A 2,546-nucleotide genomic window follows, 5' to 3' on the forward strand; every position below is an offset into this window, starting at 1 on the left:
AGTGAGTTGCGTCAGGATGTGGGTGGCCACGGGATGACGCGCTTTTATGCCAACCCTGCTGAACGGCAGGACTTTATAAATCAGCTGCATAAATTTGGTCAGCAACAGGCAGAGATCCGTGGTTTAAGAGCTGATCGCAGCCCGTTCTGGGCGTTGTTATCTGCGCGGCTGGTGCCTGCCACAGCAACACAGCCTGCTTTTATTCACGGGTCTGTTATTGATATCAGCAAACAAAAGCTCGCCTACGAGCAGCTGAGTTATCAGGCCAACCATGATGCGATTACCGGCCTGTATAATCGTCATTATCTGCGTCAACAGCTTAACCGCAGTCTGTATCAGAGTTCAAAACGAAACAGCAGTCTGTTAATTATTGATGTCGCCCAGTTTGATGACATTAATAGCCAGTGTGGTCAGAGCGCCGGTGATAACCTGCTGAAACAACTTGGCCAGCAGCTGGCACAGAATTTAGCCCCTGCCGATATTCTGGCCCGGCTGGAAAAAGATCAATTTGCGCTGCTGTCACCCGGTAAAAATGCCAACGAGGCGCTGGTGGTGGCCTACCGGCTGATCGATGAGGTTAAACAGTTCAGCTTTCACTGGCAGCAGCAGCAACTGAGCATCAGCATTAATATTGGCATCCGGGTCGTTGACAGCAGCCGCCAGGATGGGGACAGCTTCTTAATGCAGGCAGTAGCGGCCGCAGCCAGTGCCCGGGATAAGGGCCACAACCGGATCCACCTGTATACCGAGCCGATGGTGACCAGCTAAATAAGCTGCTGATATATTTGCAGCCCCCTCTTGCTGAGCTGATCCGGCTCAGCGTAGAATGGCGTCGCGACAATCCGTCGTTTCTTTATTAAGCAAACCCTTTATGTATTTCGTTCGGAGTCTGTATGCAACGGCTGCGTGAATTATCGCGTCGTGTTGAGGCTGTGTATGGCGAAATAGCGGAAACATTCAGCACCTACCAGCAACGCCAGGGCCTGCAGTGCCGTACTGGCTGCGGTGAATGCTGTCTGGCACCGACTATTGAGGCAACAGTACTGGAAATGTTGCCGCTGGCATTGCACCTGTTTGATCAGGGTAAAGCTGAACAAACACTGGATCAACTCGGCCAGTTAACGGAGCCTCAGGGCTGTCTGTTCTATCAGAAGTTGTCATTTGATGGTAAGCAGGGCCAATGCAGTGTTTACCAGCAACGTCCCAGTATTTGCCGGATGTTTGGCGCGGCAGGTTATCGTGATAAAACCGGCCAGACCTCGCTGTCGGTTTGTAAAACGATTAAAGCGGATAATCCGGCGAAATATCAGCAGGGGCTGATTATGCTGCAAAGCTCGCCACCGCCAATGATGATGCAAAGCAAAGAGCAGGTTAATGAGCTGGATTACCAGCTGGGTAACAAACATTACCCCATTAACACTGCGCTTGAGCTGGCGTTGCAGCAGGTGTTATTTAAAGCCAGTTACAGCTACGATCAACAAGACCTGCAAATCGCCTGATCCTGTTATCCTGCTGGCAGGCCGGCTAAAAACCGGCCAATACCACTTTGCCGATCGTTTTGCCGCTTTCCAGTAATGCATGAGCCTGGCGCAGATTAGCCGCGTTAATTGTTCCCAGCGTTTGTTGCAGCGTTGTTTTGATTTGCCCCTGTTCTATCTGGCGGCTTAAGTCAGTCAGCAACTGATGCTGCATCTGCATATCGGCCGTAGCAAACAACGAGCGGGTAAACATAAACTCCCAGTGCAGTGAGATGCTTTTCTGCTTCAGCGGCATAATATCAAGCCCGGTTGCCGGGTCATCAATCAGTGCCAGCTTACCCTGAGGTGCCAGTATTTTAATCAGCTCCGGATAATGCTGCTCGGTATGGGTTAAACTGGCGACATGGCTGACGGCGTCAATACCCAGCTCTGTCAGCTGTGGCTGCAACGGCTTACTGTGATCCACCACATAGTGGGCGCCCAGCTCTGTGACCCAGGCCTGAGTTTCTGGCCTTGATGCCGTGGCTACAATACAGACACTGGTTAACTTGCGGGCCAGCTGCACCAGGATAGAACCCACGCCGCCCGCTGCGCCGGTGATAAGTAATATCGGTCTTGGATATTTTAAGCTGGGCTGATCTAACTCCAGCCGGTCAAATAGCAGCTCCCAGGCTGTAATGGCCGTCAGCGGCAGCGCTGCCGCTTGCGCGTAACTTAAATTGGCGGGCATCAGCGCCACCAGCCGCTCGTCCACCAGCTGATATTCTGCATTAGACCCGCTGCGGTTCAGCGCACCGGCGTAATACACTTTATCACCCGGCTGAAACAGGGTGACCTCGTTACCACAGCTAATCACTTCACCGGCAGCGTCCCAGCCCAGCACCTTGTATTCCCCGTCGGCTGCGGCCACCCGCTTGCGTATTTTGGTATCGACCGGATTGACTGAAATTGCCGCTACCTTTACCAGTAAATCGCGCCCCGAGGCCTCTGGCATCGCTAATTCAATATCCTGGAGCGCCTGCGGTTCGCTAATCGCCAAACATTGTTGATACCCGACGGCTTTCATGC

General features: G+C 52.7%; 3 protein-coding genes. 2 read left to right on the forward strand and 1 reads right to left on the reverse strand.

Annotated features, from left to right (window positions below):
- Positions 1-768, forward strand: a 768-nt coding sequence (locus R3177_RS14490; RefSeq protein WP_318971717.1) for a GGDEF domain-containing protein, incomplete at its 5' end; no start/stop codon positions are given.
- Positions 769-893: 125 nt separating this feature from the next.
- Positions 894-1,499 (forward strand): YkgJ family cysteine cluster protein, encoded by a 606-nt coding sequence (locus R3177_RS14495; protein ID WP_318971718.1) that lies wholly within the window; start codon positions 894-896, stop codon positions 1,497-1,499.
- Between the two features lie 25 nt (positions 1,500-1,524).
- Here the strand turns inward: R3177_RS14495 and R3177_RS14500 are convergent.
- Positions 1,525-2,546 (reverse strand): zinc-binding alcohol dehydrogenase family protein (locus R3177_RS14500; protein WP_318971719.1); only part of this gene is annotated, 1,022 nt, incomplete at its 5' end.

Source organism: Arsukibacterium sp. (assembly GCF_033722355.1).
Lineage (GTDB): Bacteria > Pseudomonadota > Gammaproteobacteria > Enterobacterales > Alteromonadaceae > Alishewanella.

Bases quoted from the DNA above. Each gene is read 5' to 3' on its own strand.
- R3177_RS14495 (WP_318971718.1), top strand. From the start codon at position 894: ATGCAACGGCTGCGTGAATTATCGCGTCGTGTTGAGGCTGTGTATGGC.